This window comes from Roseobacter cerasinus, assembly GCF_009811755.1.
Lineage (GTDB): Bacteria > Pseudomonadota > Alphaproteobacteria > Rhodobacterales > Rhodobacteraceae > Roseobacter > Roseobacter cerasinus.
This window is the reverse complement of sequence record NZ_BLIV01000007.1, coordinates 162,046-177,062: the sequence shown is the minus strand read 5'-3', so window position 1 is coordinate 177,062 and position 15,017 is coordinate 162,046. Positions and strand designations below refer to the sequence as shown.

General features: G+C 62.4%; 16 protein-coding genes. 10 read left to right on the top strand and 6 right to left on the bottom strand.

The genetic code is table 11. The features are described from left to right. The first annotated feature begins 89 nt into the window (after positions 1–89). Complete coding sequence (locus tag So717_RS17695) at positions 90–407, top strand: hypothetical protein (RefSeq protein WP_159979792.1); 318 nt, start codon at positions 90–92, stop codon at positions 405–407. A gap of 4 nt (positions 408–411) precedes the next feature. Here the strand turns inward: So717_RS17695 and speB (So717_RS17690) are convergent, their stop codons facing one another. Genes speB (So717_RS17690) through So717_RS17680 form a run of 3 tightly spaced genes read right to left on the bottom strand, consistent with a single transcriptional unit; the run spans position 412 to position 3,506 of the window. Beyond that, positions 412–1,365, bottom strand: coding sequence for an agmatinase (gene speB / locus So717_RS17690; protein ID WP_159979790.1), 954 nt, complete (start codon positions 1,363–1,365; stop codon positions 412–414). Beyond that, positions 1,362–2,336: an agmatinase gene (gene speB / locus So717_RS17685; protein WP_159979788.1), complete on the bottom strand. Its 975-nt coding sequence runs from the start codon at positions 2,334–2,336 to the stop codon at positions 1,362–1,364. The genes speB (So717_RS17690) and speB (So717_RS17685) overlap by 4 nt, the downstream gene beginning before the upstream one ends. A gap of 3 nt (positions 2,337–2,339) precedes the next feature. Next, positions 2,340–3,506, bottom strand: a complete 1,167-nt coding sequence (locus So717_RS17680; protein WP_159979786.1) for a M20 aminoacylase family protein — start codon at positions 3,504–3,506, stop codon at positions 2,340–2,342. 63 nt (positions 3,507–3,569) lie between these two features. Between So717_RS17680 and mazG the strand changes: the two genes are divergently transcribed. The 4 genes from mazG to So717_RS17660 all read left to right on the top strand — a co-directional run bounded on the left by mazG (position 3,570) and on the right by So717_RS17660 (position 7,327). Then, on the top strand, positions 3,570–4,382 hold the full coding sequence (mazG, locus tag So717_RS17675) for a nucleoside triphosphate pyrophosphohydrolase (RefSeq protein ID WP_159979784.1): 813 nt from the start codon (positions 3,570–3,572) through the stop codon (positions 4,380–4,382). Positions 4,383–4,486: 104 nt separating this feature from the next. Continuing rightward, positions 4,487–5,428: a nucleoside hydrolase gene (locus So717_RS17670; protein WP_159979782.1), complete on the top strand. Its 942-nt coding sequence runs from the start codon at positions 4,487–4,489 to the stop codon at positions 5,426–5,428. After that, entirely contained in the window at positions 5,425–5,874 is a 450-nt protein-coding gene (locus tag So717_RS17665; RefSeq protein WP_159979780.1) for a GNAT family N-acetyltransferase, read from the top strand. The genes So717_RS17670 and So717_RS17665 overlap by 4 nt, the downstream gene beginning before the upstream one ends. A 40-nt stretch (positions 5,875–5,914) precedes the next feature. Beyond that, entirely contained in the window at positions 5,915–7,327 is a 1,413-nt protein-coding gene (locus So717_RS17660) for a protein adenylyltransferase SelO (protein ID WP_159979778.1), read from the top strand. A 21-nt stretch (positions 7,328–7,348) separates the two neighbouring features. On the opposite strand, the gene So717_RS17655 is transcribed toward So717_RS17660, so the two are convergent. Together So717_RS17655 and So717_RS17650 are read right to left on the bottom strand one after the other, a co-directional pair. Continuing rightward, complete coding sequence (locus tag So717_RS17655) at positions 7,349–8,248, bottom strand: DMT family transporter (RefSeq protein WP_159979776.1); 900 nt, start codon at positions 8,246–8,248, stop codon at positions 7,349–7,351. A 77-nt stretch (positions 8,249–8,325) separates the two neighbouring features. Further along, positions 8,326–9,654: a DEAD/DEAH box helicase gene (locus So717_RS17650; RefSeq protein WP_159979774.1), complete on the bottom strand. Its 1,329-nt coding sequence runs from the start codon at positions 9,652–9,654 to the stop codon at positions 8,326–8,328. 350 nt (positions 9,655–10,004) lie between these two features. On the opposite strand from So717_RS17650, the gene So717_RS17645 reads away from it, so the two are divergent. Then, complete coding sequence (locus So717_RS17645; protein ID WP_159979772.1) at positions 10,005–10,418, top strand: Fur family transcriptional regulator; 414 nt, start codon at positions 10,005–10,007, stop codon at positions 10,416–10,418. Positions 10,419–10,502: 84 nt separating this feature from the next. On the opposite strand, the gene So717_RS17640 is transcribed toward So717_RS17645, so the two are convergent. Then, entirely contained in the window at positions 10,503–11,675 is a 1,173-nt protein-coding gene (locus So717_RS17640; RefSeq protein ID WP_159979770.1) for a benzoate/H(+) symporter BenE family transporter, read from the bottom strand. A gap of 200 nt (positions 11,676–11,875) precedes the next feature. On the opposite strand from So717_RS17640, the gene So717_RS17635 reads away from it, so the two are divergent. The 4 genes from So717_RS17635 (at position 11,876) to So717_RS17620 (ending at position 15,013) form a co-directional block, all read left to right on the top strand. Next, entirely contained in the window at positions 11,876–12,748 is an 873-nt protein-coding gene (locus So717_RS17635; RefSeq protein ID WP_159979768.1) for a DMT family transporter, read from the top strand. A gap of 62 nt (positions 12,749–12,810) precedes the next feature. Further along, entirely contained in the window at positions 12,811–14,085 is a 1,275-nt protein-coding gene (gene eno / locus So717_RS17630) for a phosphopyruvate hydratase (protein ID WP_159979766.1), read from the top strand. Next, positions 14,082–14,597 carry a GNAT family N-acetyltransferase gene (locus tag So717_RS17625; protein ID WP_159979764.1) on the top strand — a complete coding sequence of 172 codons (516 nt, stop codon included), beginning with the start codon at positions 14,082–14,084 and terminating at the stop codon, positions 14,595–14,597. The genes eno and So717_RS17625 overlap by 4 nt, the downstream gene beginning before the upstream one ends. After that, positions 14,594–15,013 carry a cupin domain-containing protein gene (locus tag So717_RS17620; protein WP_159979762.1) on the top strand — a complete coding sequence of 140 codons (420 nt, stop codon included), beginning with the start codon at positions 14,594–14,596 and terminating at the stop codon, positions 15,011–15,013. Before So717_RS17625 ends, So717_RS17620 begins: the two co-directional genes overlap by 4 nt. Positions 15,014–15,017: the final 4 nt, after the last annotated feature.

The window sequence follows — 15,017 nt, the reverse complement described above, 5'->3', positions numbered from 1 at the left end:
AACCATTCTTAACATAGGCATTGCCGATCATCGTCAATTAACGTAGCCCCGCGAGCGGAACGAGGAACATAAAAATCTAGGTAACTGTTATGAAAAAACTTGGTTTTCTACCCGCCGCTCTGCTCTGCGCTGCCTGCGCCAAGGCGCCCGACGCCATTGCCCCTGTGAGCATGGGAAATGCGTTTGCCGCGGTGAGTTGCAAGGACGCCCGCACGCAGCTGGCCGAAGAACAACAGACCCTTGCGGCGCTTGAAGAACAACAGCGCAATGCCCGAACAGGCGACGCCATCGGCGTGTTTCTCATTCTGGTACCGGTCAGCTCGATCACCGGCAACAGTGTAGAAGGCGAGCTTGCCACATCCAAGGGCAAGGTCGTCGCGCTGGAAAACCGTCTGCAGAGCTGCTGATCTCTCAGCGGTACTTGACCCCCGGCAGCACGCACAGCAGTTCGAACAGCAGATTGGCCGCGACAAGGGCGGTGTTGCCGGTGGCATCGTAAGGGGGCGAGACCTCAACGAGGTCACAGCCTACGATATTCAGCCCCTTGAGCGCCCGAATAAGCTCCATCGCCTGCGGTGTGGTCAGCCCGCCGATCTCGGGCGTGCCGGTGCCGGGCGCAAAGGCCGGATCCAGCGCGTCGATGTCAAAGCTCACATAGGTGGCCTGATCGGGCCCGATGTCGCGGCGCACCTCGCCGCCAAGGGTCGACAGGCTGCGGTGCCACAGCTCTTGCGCGGGGAACTGTTGGAACCCCCAGCCCTGCGCTTCTGTGAAATCCGAGGCGGTGTAGCCGGTGCCGCGCAGCCCGATCTGATAGGTCTTTTCCGGAACAATCAGCCCTTCTTCATAAGCGCGCCGGAACACCGTGCCATGCGTCTCGCGCTCACCGAACATGTCGTTGTTCACATCCGAATGCGCGTCCACATGCACCACGGCCACAGGGCCGAAGCGTTTGTGCATCGCCCGCAGGATCGGCAGCGTGATCGAATGATCCCCGCCGATGGCCATGGGCATCGCGTCATAGTTCAGGATCGATTCATAGCTTTCCTGAATGATCCGCAGGCTGTGGGCCAGCGAAAAGGTATTGATCGCCAGATCCCCGATATCTGCCACCTGCAGGCTGTCGAAGGGGGCCGCCCCCGTGCCCATGTGATAGGGCCGCAGCATCGCACTCTGGCTGCGCACCTCCTTGGGGCCAAAGCGCGTGCCCGACCGCCAGGAGGTGCCGATGTCCATGGGTATCCCCAGAAAGGCCACATCCAACCCCTTGAGGTCATTCACGAAGGGCAACCGCATAAAGCTGCCCGGCCCGGAAAACCGCGCCAGGTCATTGCCGCTGATCGGTTGGTTCTTCTGTCTGCTCATACCTTGCCTTCTTCACGCATCCGCCACCCAAGCAGACACAGGATTTCCGTTGCCACATGCGCCCCCGCAATGGCTGTCGCTCCGGTTGTATCAAAGGGGGGCGAGACCTCAACCACATCTCCGCCCCGAATGTTGATCCCCGCCAGATCGCGCAGCATTTTTGCAACCTGTGGTGAGGTCAGCCCACCCCAGACCGGGGTGCCGGTGCCCGGCGCATAAGCCGGATCCAGCGCGTCGATGTCAAAGGTAAGATAGCAAGGCCGGTCCCCAAGGATCGCTTTGATCTTCTGGACCACCGCAGTCGGCCCGATCTCGTGCACCTCCGCCGCATCGATGATGTTGACGCCAAGTGTATCAGCATTCGTCGTGCGGATGCCCACCTGCACGCTCGTTGCCGGATCCACGATGCCGGATTTCACCGCCTTGTAGAACATCGTGCCGTGATCGACACGCGCCATGTCGTCGTCCGCCCAGGTGTCGGTATGCGCATCGAACTGCAGCAGGCTGATCGGGCCATACCGCTCCGCATAGGCCTTTAGGATCGGAAAGCTGATGTAGTGATCGCCGCCCAGCACCAAGCTGGCCGCCCCCGCGTCGAGGATGCCCCGGATATGCGCGGTCACCGCATCCGGGAAGACGGGGATGTTGGCATAGTCAAAGGCCAGATCGCCGTAGTCCACGATCACGCGCTCGCTCAGCACATCGAAGGGCCAGCCGTAAGGCGGATCCGGCGCCTGCAGGGTCGAGGCTTCGCGCAGCGCGCGCGGCCCGAGTCGCGTGCCAGGCCGGTTGGTCACGGCCTGATCAAACGGCACGCCGGTCACCGCAATGTCCACCCCCGTCAAATCCTTGGTGTAGCGCCGCCGCAGGAATGACACCGCCCCCCCGAAGGTCAGCTCAAAGCTCGGCCCTCGCGGATCCTCGCGCGTGAAGGCGTGATCCATCTGGCTCTTGGCATCTTCCAGCGCCATGGCTCAGGCGCTCACCGGCTGCGCCCGCTCGACCAGACGCGCAAAGAAGGAGGCGCCAATCGGCGCGATCTCATCGTTGAAATTGTACTTGGGGTGGTGCACGCCCGCGCTCTCCCCCTGCCCCAGCATCAGATACGCGCCGGGCCGCGCCTCGAGCATATAGGAGAAATCTTCCGCCCCCATCACCGGGTCAATATCCGGGTTTACACCAGCCTCTCCGGCGACCTCACCAGCAACTTCGGCCGCAAACTCTGCCTGGGCCGCATGGTTCACAGTGGGCGGGTAGCCGAACTCGAACTCCAGCTCGGCGGTCAGCCCGAAACTGGCGGCGTGACCGTCCACGATCTCCTGCATGCGCTTGACCACCAGCACCTGCACCGCATTGTCGAAGGTGCGCACGGTGCCGTTGATGTAACATTCGCTGGGGATCACATTGTCCGTCGTGCCGGTGTGGATCTGCGTCACCGAAATCACCAGCTGATCCAGCGGATTGCGATTGCGGCTCACGATGGTCTGCAGCGCCTGCACCAGCGAACAGGCCGCAACCACAGGATCGACCGTGTCATGGGGCCGGGCCGCGTGCCCGCCCTTGCCGGTGATGCGAATGTGGAATGTATCCGCTGCGGCCATGATCGGCCCCGTGCGGGTGTTGAAACTGCCAAAGACCTTGCCGGGCGCATTGTGAATGGCAAAGACCTGGTCGATGTCGAACTGGTCCATGATGCCCTCCTGCACCATGACCTCGCCGCCGCCGCCGAACTCCTCCGCCGGCTGGAAGATCAGCGCCACGCGCCCTGCGAAATTCCGCGTCTCCGCCAGATACTTCGCGGCCCCCAGCAGCATCGCCGTGTGCCCGTCATGCCCGCAGGCGTGCATCTTACCCTCATGGGTCGAGGCATAGGCCACCCCTGTCTCTTCCGTGATCGGCAGCCCATCCATATCCGCGCGCAGGCCAATTGTCGGCCCTTCGCCGCGCCCCTCGATGATCGCCACGATGCCCGTCTTGGCAATGCCTTCATGCAGCGCGTCGACCCCGAACTCTCGCAGCCGCTCCGCCACGAACCGGGCCGTCTTGTGGCATTCCAGCCCCAGCTCGGGAATGGTATGCAGATGCTGCCGCCAGCCCGCCATCTCCGCGCTCATATCGGCAATCCGGTTTACGACGGGCATGGGGTGGACTCCTTGGGTGATTGTTTGTCAGGTGCATCTGACACGACACAGAGGCACGCTGCAATGGCTGACGACCTGATCCACGACCGGACTGCGGGAATAGAGCGGTTGCTCGAAATCATGCGCCGCCTGCGTGATCCCGAAACCGGCTGCCCTTGGGATATCGAGCAGGACTTCAACAGCATTGCGCCCTATACCATCGAAGAGGCCTATGAGGTCGCTGATGCGATCCAGCGTCGCGACTGGCCGGAGCTGGAGGGCGAGCTGGGCGACCTGCTTCTGCAAACGGTCTATCACGCCGAGATGGGCGCGGAAGCGGGGCATTTCACCTTCCAATCGGTGGTGCAGGCCATCTCCGACAAGATGGTCGCGCGTCACCCGCATGTCTTCGGAGACGAGAGCCGCGAAAAATCCGCCGACCAGCAAACCGCCGATTGGGAAGCCATCAAGGCGCAGGAACGCGCAGGGAAGGCACAGAAAGGCGCGCTCGACGGTGTGGCCATCGGTCTGCCCGCGCTCCTGCGCGCGCTGAAGCTGCAAAAGCGCGCCGCCCGCGTGGGCTTCGACTGGCCCTCCACAACCCAGGTCCTGGACAAGCTGCGCGAAGAGGCGGCAGAACTGGTCGAGGCGCAAGATACGCTCAGCCCCGACGCCATCGAAGACGAGTTCGGCGATCTGCTCTTTGTCATGGCCAACCTCGGGCGGCACCTCGGCGTGGACCCCGAAGCCGCCCTGCGCCGCACCAACGCCAAGTTCACACGCAGATTTGAAGAGGTCGAAGCCCGGCTGGCCACGCGCGGCAAAACTCCCTCCGAGAGCACTCTGGAAGAGATGGACGCGCTCTGGACTGCTGTGAAGACCGCCGAAAAGGCGTAGCCCGCCAAGTGACGCTACGGCATCTCTCTGCCGAAACAAATTGACCATCTGGACAAATTCTTTTCGGTTTGTAAGGTCGCGCGGCATATTTCTTCGGAGCACCCATGTCCCCCCGCAAGATTATTATCGACACCGACCCGGGTCAGGACGACGCGGTTGCAATCCTGCTGGCGCTCGCCAGCCCCGAAGAGATCGAGGTGCTTGGTATCACCTGCGTGGCGGGCAATGTGCCGCTCGAACTGACGTCGAAAAACGCGCGCATCATCTGTGAGCTGGCAGGGAAGCCGGATGTGAAGGTCTTTGCAGGCTGCGACCGTCCCCTGGGCCGCAAGCTGGTCACGGCGGAACATGTGCATGGCGAGACCGGACTGAACGGCCCCGTCTTGCCCGACCCGGTGATGCCCCTGCAGGAGCAGCACGGGGTTGACTTTCTCATCGAGACACTGCGGGCCGCTGCGCCGAAATCCGTCACGCTCTGCCCACTCGGCCCGCTCACCAACATCGCAACAGCTCTGCAACGCGCACCCGAGATTGCCGAGGCCGTGCAGGAGATCGTACTGATGGGTGGCGCCTATTTCGAAGTGGGTAACATCACTCCAACGGCAGAGTTCAACATTTACGTCGACCCACAAGCTGCTGATATTGTGTTTAAATCTGAGATTCGAATTATTGTGATGCCGCTGGATGTGACACACAAAGCGCTGGTGACCAAACCGCGCAATGACGCATTCCGCGTCATTGGAAACGCGGCGGGCACCGCCGTGGCGCAGATGACCGATTTCTTCGAACGCTTCGACAAGGAGAAATACGGCTCTGCGGGCGCCCCGCTGCATGACCCCTGCGTGACAGCCTACCTGATCAACCCCGACCTCTTCGCGGGTCGGCACATCAACGTCGAGATCGAAACCCAATCTGACCTGACGATGGGCATGACCGTGGCCGACTGGTGGCGTGTGACCGACCGCCCCGCCAATGCGCTCTTCATCAAGGACATCGACGCGGACGGCTTCTTTGCGCTGCTGACCGAGCGGCTGGCCCGGTTGTGAGCGCCGCCTTGACCCTGGCCCAACCGGAACATGCCGACCGGCTGGATGCGCTTGTGGCCGCCTTTCACGCCGAGCACGGCATCGACCTGCCCGAGGACGCCCGGCGCGCCGGGCTGGCCCCGCTGCTGGACGGCTCGCCCCACGGCGCCGCCTATCTGATCGGCCCGCCACGTGCGCCCATCGGCTATGTGGTCATTACCTTCGGCTGGTCGGTGGAGTTCGGCGGGTTGGACGGTTTCATCGACGAAATCTACATCCGGCCCGGTGTGCGGGGCCGTGGCATCGCGTCGGAAACGCTGCAAAGCCTGCCCCGCGCGCTGGCCGGTGCAGGGCTCAAAGCGCTGCACCTGGAGGTAGACCGCACCGCAGAGGCCACGCAAAAACTCTATACCAAGGCCGGTTTCAAACCGCGCCCCGACTATATGCTCATGACCCGCCGGTTCTGAGCCTCTGGTGCGCGGGGGCTCGCGCGCATATCTATGCCGCATGACATTCACCATCCCGTTCGAGAACAGCTACGCCGCGCTCCCCCCAAGCTTCTACACAAAGCTCGCCCCCACGCCGGTCAAAGCGCCACAGCTTGTCGCCTACAACGCACCGCTCGCGAATCTCCTGCGGCTGCCCGATGCGCCCGAGACCGAACTGGCCGCCATCTTTTCGGGGCAGACCGTACCCGAAGGGGCCTCCCCGCTTGCCCAGCTTTACGCGGGGCACCAGTTTGGCAGCTTCAACCCACAGCTTGGCGACGGGCGCGCGATCCTGCTTGGTGAAACTTTGGGCACCGATGGTGTCCGTCGCGACATCCAGCTGAAAGGCTCAGGCCCGACGCCCTATTCCCGCATGGGTGACGGGCGCGCCTGGCTTGGCCCTGTCCTGCGCGAATATGTCGTCTCAGAAGCCATGCACGCGCTTGGCATGCCGACCACACGGGCGCTGGCCGCCGTGCTGACCGGCGAAGAGGTCTACCGCGAAACCGCCCTCCCCGGCGCCGTGCTGACCCGCGTGGCGCAAAGCCATCTGCGCGTGGGCACCTTTCAGGTTTTCGCCCACCGTGGCCAAAAGACCGAGCTGAAACAGTTGACCGACTACGCCATTGCCCGCCACGACCCGCAAGCGGACGGCCCGCTGGGCCTTCTGCGGTCCGTCTGCGCACGGCAGGCTGACCTGATCGCGCGCTGGATGTCCTTCGGTTTCATCCACGGTGTGATGAACACGGACAATTGCACCGTCTCGGGGGAAACCATCGACTACGGTCCCTGCGCCTTCATTGACGACTACCACGCCGACACAGTCTTCAGCTCCATCGATCAGATGGGTCGCTACGCCTACTCGAACCAGCCACGCATCATCGTCTGGAACATGGCGCAATTCGCCACAGCGCTCATCCAACAATTCGACGACCCCTCCGAGGCTTTGCCCGAGGCCACGCAGATCGTACACGCCATGCCCGCCCGGATCGAAGCCGCCTGGCTGCAGCACTTCGGCGCCAAGCTGGGCCTGTCCGCGCCCACGGCAGCAGACACGATGCTCATCGAAGACCTGCTGAAGCTGATGCAGGATCAAAGCGCCGATTTCACCAACACCTTCGACGCGCTCGCACGATCAGACGCGCGGGACCAATTCCTCGACCGCACCGCCTTTGACCACTGGATCACCCGCTGGCACCAGCGGATCGACAGCGAAGACACTCCGCAGGCCACCATGCAAGCCGCCTCGCCGCGCATCATCCCGCGCAATCACCGCATCGAAGAGATGATCGCGGCGGCCGTTTCCGGTGATTATGCGCCTTTCACCCGGCTCATGCAGGCGCTGGCTGATCCGTTCCACACAGACGACACCGATCTGATGCGCCCGCCAACGAAGGCACAGCGTGTCCCGGCCACCTTCTGCGGCACCTGATCTTCATTTTTCCCAAAATACTCAAGTCACCGCCACCTGCCGCCGGGGCCGCCGGTTGATCAAGGTGATCCCCGCTGCCACCAACGCCAGCGCGACCCAGACCTTGAGGCTGACCTGCTCCCCCAGCAAGAGCCAGCCCAGGATCACCGCAAAAACCGGTGACAGAAAGCTGAACGACGCCACCGATGCGGCAGGATAAATCGACATCAACCACAGCCAGGCCAGAAAGCCCAGGCTCGCCACGGCCACAATCTGAAACAGCAACCCGGCCACGTGGACGGGCTGCAAATCCCGGATCAGATCGCCAAATCCAAATGAGACCAGCAACAGGATCGGCGCAGAGATCAGCACCTGAAACATCAACTGCTGCGCCGGTGGCACAGCACTCAGCGGTGTGATCTTCACACACAGCGCGATCCCCGCCCAGGAGATTGCGGCGACCAGCGCCAGAAGATCTCCGGTCAGCTGCGCGGCCCCATCGCTCCGGTCCAGAAGCGCCAAAGCCACACCGCCCATGGCCAGCGCCAGACCAAGGCTGCGCACCCAGGTCAAACGCTCCGACGAGACTAGAAAATGGCTTGCAAGCGCCAGCCAGATCGGCATCGAGTACAGGATGACCGCAGCACGGCTGACGGTCGTCAGATCGAGCGACAGAAACAAGCAAGTGAACTCCAACGCGAAAAACACACCCGAAAGGACACCGGCTGGAATCGCATCTCGCGGAACCCGCAAGGTGATGCCGCGCAGACGGATCCAGATCAACAGCACCAGAACCGCCCCGGCCGAGCGCAACCCGGCGGCAAAGACTGGATTAAAGCCGCCATTGGTGACCTTTATGACCACCTGATTGAACGCCAGATGCAGGGCAAAGAGGATCAGCGCAGTCGCTCCGAAGGCATCCATGTGAGATTTCGGCTCCATGGTGCCAAAAGGACGCTGGGGCCCGGGAATGTCAATTCCCGGGCCCCCGTGATAACAAGCTGAAACCAGCGCGGCCTTTAGGCGACGTGTTGACCGCCACCTGTGGATTTTGGCGCGCCGCCTTGCGCGCCACCGGGCTTGCCGCCGCGCCGCCGCCTGCGCCGGTTGCCGCCGGGCTTGGCAGCCTGCGGCTGACCACCGGCAGCTTTTCCAGCCCCCCGACCACGACCACGTCCCCGGCCCTTGGGTTTGCTGTCTGACGGGATGTCCATCGCCTCCCAGGGGCGGCCTGAGCCCACGGGAATGGAAATGCCCATGGTCTTCTGGATCGCCTTCAACTCGCCCATCTCATCCGGCGCACAAAAGGCGACCGCCGCCCCATCCTTGCCCGCGCGCGCCGTGCGCCCAATCCGGTGGACATAGTTGTCGGGCACATTCGGCAGATCGTAGTTATAGACGTGCTTCACATCCGGAATATCCAGGCCGCGCGCCGCCACATCCGTGGCCACCAACACCTTGATCTCACCGGATTTGAACGCCGCAATCGCGCGGTCACGTTGCCCCTGGCTCTTGTTGCCATGGATCGACCCGGCAGCATAACCGGCCTTGACCAGCGTCTTCATCAGCTTTTCGGAGCCATGTTTCGTCCGCCCGAAGACAAGCGCGCGTTCATCGCGGTGCTTGTCCAGAAGCTCGATCAGCAGACCGGCCTTTTCGGACTTGGCAATGAAATGCACCTCCTGCGTGACCTTGTCCGCCGCCTTGCCCGGAGGGGAGACCTCCACCCGGATGGGTCGGTCCAGATAGCTTTGCGCCAACTCGTTCATCTGCTTGGGCATGGTGGCCGAAAACAGCATCGTCTGCCGCTCGGCGGGCAGCACCGCCGCGATCTTGCGCAGATCATGGATGAAACCCATGTCGAGCATCTGATCCGCCTCATCGAGCACCAGGAACACGGTCTCATCCAACCGCACGGCGCGCCGGTCCATCAGGTCGAGCAAGCGACCCGGGGTCGCCACCAGAAGATCGACGCCGCGAGCCAGCCGGTCGATCTGGCGATTGATGGACTGACCACCCACCACCATCGCCACGCGCAGGTTGGTCTTGTCAGCAAAGGCGCGCAGATTCACGCTGATCTGCGTGGCCAGTTCCCGCGTTGGCGCCAGCACCAGCCCGCGCACGGTCTTCGGCGCAGGACGCCCCTCCAGCTCCAGCATCTGCGCGACCAGCGGCACACCAAAGGCCGCGGTCTTGCCGGTGCCCGTCTGGGCCAGCCCCATCACGTCCCGCCCGTTCAGCGCATGCGGGATCGCCTGTTTCTGGATTGGGGTCGGGTCGGTCAGACCCATATCCTTGAGCCGCGCCACCAGTTTCGGCGGCAAGCCCATCATGTCAAAATCGCTCATTCAACTCTTTCCAGCGCGACACCGATCAGGCACGCGCGATATCTTTTGTCAGAGCCAGACCGGCCCTGTCGTGGAACGCCACAAGGATCACTGGCGCTGCCTCATACAGGCGCCTGTTCGCAGCGTTTGCACCCACGCGTGATTTTGGGAACATCGGCGAGCCGTTCGAATGGAGCACATCTTGCAGGGGTGTCCTGCGGCGCTCAGGCCTGCTCACGCGGCAGACGGCTTCGCTTGAGATGCACATGCGCACTCCCGCCACTCAAGTCAACCACAAAGCGCGAAAAAGGTTACTGGAAGCACAGTGAAATTGCCGCTAAACGTGTCGCCCAATCGACCAGGGGGGCGATATGGGCACCACGATCATAGAGCGCTGCGAGACCAAGGGCCTGCGCATGACCGGACAGCGCCGTGTGATCGCCCGAGCGCTCGAAGAAAGCGCCGACCACCCGGATGTCGAAGAGCTCTATGCGCGCGCCTCAGCCATCGACGCAGGCATTTCGCTGGCCACCGTCTACCGCACAGTGAAGCTGTTCGAGGAAGCCGGTATCCTCGATAAGCTTGAGTTCGGCGACGGGCGCGCGCGCTATGAGGATGCGGAACGGGATCACCATGATCACCTGATCGATATCACCTCGGGCGCGGTGATCGAATTTGTAGACGAAGAGATTGAAGCGCTTCAGGAGCGCATTGCGCGCAAACTCGGCTATGAGCTGCGCGGCCATAGGCTTGAGCTCTACGGTGTGCCGCTGAAGAAAGACTGAGACGTGCGCTGCGGCCACCGAAACCTGTTCCAAGCGGTTGCCAGATCAGTGCAGCGAGCATCCTATGGCGCCAGAGTGACCCGCCTAGGTGCCGACCCGTCTCTTTGAAAACCAGATGGTGAGGCCCACAACCATGCCCCAGACCGCACCGCTGATGCCGAAAAGTGTCATGCCACTCGCGGTGATCAGAAAAGTCAGCGCCGGAGCTTCGAGCTGCTCTGGGTCGCTGAAGGCGGCGGAAACCGAACCCACCAACGCGGGGATCAGCGCCAGACCCGCAACGCCGGTAATGAGCGCCGATGGTGCCAAACTGGCAAGCGCGGCCACAATCGCCGCCGCGAAGGCCAGAAGCACATAAGCGATGCCCGAGGTGACGGCGGCCCAATATCGCGCGGCGGGATCGCGCCCTGCATCCTCCCCCGCCATCATGGCCGCAGTGATCGCCGACATATTCACCGGAACTGACCCAAAGACAGAGATCACAAGGCTCACAAGACCCGTGTTGCGGATCGACGACTGCCGGTCCACCGGATAGCCGTTTAGCTCCAACACGGCAAAGCCTGGGATGTTTTGACCGGCCATCGTGACCAGATAGAGCGGGATCGCGACAGATACGAAAGCTTGAATCGTGAAGATCGGAGCCACCGGCGTGAAGGCCGGGAACCACGCGGCATCGCTTTGCACCTGTGCGTCCGCCGGATCGATGGCAAAGAAGAGCACAGCGAGAAAAGCAATCACGGCAAATGGCATGGCGGCAAGACGAGTCCACCTGAGCCCGATCAACCAGGCCAGGATGACCGGCGCAATCAGATACGGGATATCACCTAGAGCCAGCGCAGGCGCAAAGCACAGCTTCAGCAGAACCCCAGCGAGCAGGCCATTGGCAATCGGTTTCGGGATCGTAGCGACCAGTCGACCAAGCGCAGGAACAAGCCCCGTCAGGAAGATCAGGCCAGCACAGCAGATGAGCGCGCCGGCTGCCTCGCCGAACCCGCCCGGCAAGGCTGCGGTCGCGGCGAGAAAGGCGGCACCGGGCGTCGACCAGGCCACAGCCGCCGGAATGCGGGTCACCATGGGCAGCCAGATGCTGCAGACCCCCATACCAATCGTCGCAAAGAAGAGGCCCGTTGCGGCTTGCGCGTCACTTGCTCCCATCGCGATCAGCCCCGCCAGCACGATGGCAAAGGAAGCCGCATAGCCTACAAATGCGGCCAGAAGGCCCATGCAAACGGCTGAGATGGAAAGTTCGCGGATCATCACAATCACCTGAATCGAAAATTCGTTGGCAGTCTTTGCAGAGCGATCTGGTTTTCACCAGAGCGGATTTTTTCAACCTCACCGGACTCCAGCACATGGTCTGGTAGACGTCTAAAACGCGTCCAAGCAAAGCACGCCTGTTGCATTGACCTGATGGCGGGTTTCTGAAAGGAGCCGGGCAAAGCCCCAAAGGATACCCCATGGACAATCTGCGCGGTGCCACACTTATGGTGCTGGCCATGCTGGCCTTCGCCATCGAGGACATGCTGATCAAGCTTATGGCGACCACCCTGCCCGTCGGTCAGATCATCGGCATGCTGGGCTTTGGCAGCGCTGTGCTGCTGGCCCCCCTGCTGCTGGTGCAGGGCCAGCCGCTTTTGTCGCGCGCGATGCTCACTCCGGCCATCGCTGTCCGCTCCGTGGGCGAGCTGATCGGCACGCTTGGCTTCGTCACCGCCATTGCGCTGATCCCGCTGTCCACGGCGTCGGCGATCCTGCAGGCCACGCCGCTTTACGTCACACTCGGGGCCGCACTCTTTCTGGGCGAGACCGTGGGCTGGCGTCGCTGGATGGCCATTGCCGTGGGCCTCTGCGGGGTGTTGCTGATCATCCGACCGGGATTCGAAGGGTTCAACTGGCTGTCTCTCTTTGCTCTGCTGGGTGTTGTTGGCCTCGGCACACGGGATCTGGCCACGCGCCGGGTCCCCCGCGAAACCTCCTCGCTACAGCTGAGCTTTCTGGCATTCCTTGTGCTGATCCCGGCAGCCGCCATCCTGATGTGGAGCAACGGGACAGCGCTGGCGCCGCTGACACCACCTCTCTGGGGCTATTTCACACTGGCCTTGCTGATCGGGATCGGTGCCTATTACGGCATCGTGGCGGCGATGCGCGTCGGCGAAGTGAGCTTTGTCACACCTTTCCGCTATTCGCGCATCCTTTTTGCCCTTGTGATCGGCACCACAATCTTTGGCGAACGCCCCGATACGCTGACCCTGCTCGGGGCGGCCATCGTTGTCGCCTCGGGGCTTTACACGCTGTGGCGGGAACGCAATGTTCGCGCTAACACGCACTGAGGCTTTCCAACCGCTCCCGCGCCCGCTAAGACGCCGGTGACCAGATTCAGAAGGAGCCGGACATGAGCACCATCATCGACATTCACGCGCGCGAAATTCTCGACAGCCGCGGCAACCCGACCGTGGAAGTGGATGTGATCCTCGAAGATGGCACCATGGGCCGCGCCGCCGTGCCCTCGGGCGCCTCCACGGGCGCCTATGAGGCGGTGGAGCGGCGCGACGGCGACACCGCCCGCTACATGGGCAAAGGTGTGCTGGAGGCCTGCTCCGCCGTGAACGGCGAGATCGCCGAAGCGCTGGTTGGCATCGATGCGACCGAGCAGGTCGAGGTCGACAGCGTCATGATAGAGTTGGACGGCACGGAGAACAAATCGCGCCTCGGCGCCAATGCGATCCTGGGTGTATCGCTGGCGACCGCGAAGGCGGCGGCGGACTTCTGCACGCAGCCGCTCTACCGCTACGTGGGCGGCACATCGGCTCGCGTTCTGCCGGTGCCGATGATGAACATCATCAATGGCGGCGAGCACGCGGACAACCCGATCGACATTCAGGAATTCATGATCATGCCGGTCGCAGCGGAGAACATCCGCGAAGCGGTCCGCATGGGCGCAGAGGTTTTCCATACGCTGAAGAAAGAGCTGTCTGCCGCCGGTCTATCCACCGGGATCGGTGACGAAGGCGGCTTTGCACCCAACATCAACTCCACCCGTGATGCTCTTGATTTTATTTTGAAATCCATTGAAAAGGCGGGCTACACGCCGGGCAATGATATCTATCTCGCCATGGATTGCGCTGCAACGGAATACTACAAAGATGGGAAATACGAGCTGAAAGGCGAAAGCAAATCGCTCAGTTCCGAGGAAAACGTCGCCTACTTGGAGGCACTGGTGAATGACTACCCGATCATCTCCATCGAAGACGGCATGTCCGAAGATGATTGGGACGGCTGGAAGGCGCTGACCGACGCTCTGGGCGGCAAGGTCCAGCTGGTGGGTGACGATCTCTTTGTGACCAACCCTGCCCGGCTGGCCATGGGGATCGAGCGCGGCTCCGCCAACTCCATGCTGGTGAAAGTCAATCAAATCGGTAGTTTGACGGAAACTCTTAAAGCGGTTGATATGGCACACCGCGCGGGCTTCACCAACGTCATGTCACACCGCTCGGGCGAGACCGAGGATGCCACCATCGCCGATCTCGCCGTCGCCACCAACTGCGGGCAGATCAAGACCGGATCGCTCGCCCGCTCAGACCGGCTGGCCAAGTACAACCAATTGATCCGCATCGAGGAAGCGCTTGGCGAAACCGCAGAATACGCGGGCCGCGCGATCCTGCGGTGACCGGGCGCGTTACGATCCGCCCGGCGGAGAGTGCAGCGGATCAGGACACGGTCCGCACCCTCTGCTGGGAGTATCGCGATCATCTCATCGATTTCGACCCGGCTCTGCGCCCGATGATGGAAACCTTCTATCCGGAGGATGGCTATCGCCAGCTCATGCATGGGCTGGCCGAAAAGCACGCCCGCCCGCGCGGGATCATCTTATTGGCCGAGTTGGAAGGGGTGCCCGTGGGCTGCGGGATGACACACCGGTTGAATGCTGAAGATGCTGAAATCAAACGTGTTTTTGTCCGCGCCGAAGCACGGGGCACCGGTGCGGGGCAAGCCCTGTCACAAGCGCTGTTGGATCAGGCCCGGGCAGACGGGTATGCGCGGGTTTTGCTGGATACGGCGGCCGCCTTCAAAGGTGCACAACGGCTCTATGAGCGGTTGGGGTTTCAATCGCGGGGACCTTATGCGGAGCTGCCCGAAGGCACGGAAAACAAGCTTGTCTTCTATGAGTATCAGCTATGACAGCGGATGAGATCATCGCGAATCTGGGGCTGCAGTCGCATCCCGAAGGTGGCCACTACCGCCAAACCTGGGCGGCACAGAACGAAGGGCGGCCCAGCGGAACCTGCATATATTTCCTGCTGAAAGCGGGTGAGCGCAGCCACTGGCACCGCGTGGATGCCACGGAAATCTGGCTTTATCATGCAGGCGCGCCGCTGGTGCTGTCGATGAGCGAGACCGATGCAGGGCCCGCGACTGAGCACCTGCTGACGCCGGATCTCACCAAAGGCGCGCCGCAGATTATCGTGCCGGAACAGCATTGGCAGGCCGCGCGCAGCACAGGTGCGTACACACTGGTCAGCTGCACCGTTTCACCCGGCTTTCGGTTCGAAGGTTTCACACTGGCAAAACCGGGCTTCGACATCCCGACCATTTAAGAAA